Genomic DNA, 326 nt, shown 5'->3' on the forward strand with positions numbered 1-326 from the left:
GCCCTCTATCTCGGCGAGAAGATCGCCGAGGGCTCCTCCGAGCAGGTGATGCGGGATGAAACCGTCCGCCGCGTCTATCTCGGCGGCGGCATCGAGACCCACGAACGCCCCGAGGCCGAGATCGCCGCCCACAAGGTGCTGCTCCCTGTCAATGATTTCAGCGTCTTCTACGTCAAGTCGCAGGAGCTGGAGAATTTATCCCTCACCGTTAACGAGTGTGATTTCGTCTCCATCGTCGGCCTCAACGGCGCCGGCAAGACCTCGCTGTTCAACGCGATTTCCGGCCTCGTCCCGTTCCGCGGCGCGATCAGCTGGGACGGCGCGAC

At 63.2% G+C, this 326-nt stretch carries 1 protein-coding gene; it reads left to right on the plus strand.

From position 1 onward, the window contains the following. Positions 1-326 (plus strand): ATP-binding cassette domain-containing protein (locus tag GUI70_RS22890; protein WP_161884545.1); only part of this gene is annotated, 326 nt, incomplete at both ends.

This window comes from Deinococcus alpinitundrae (assembly GCF_009982895.1).
Classification (GTDB): Bacteria; Deinococcota; Deinococci; order Deinococcales; family Deinococcaceae; genus Deinococcus; species Deinococcus alpinitundrae.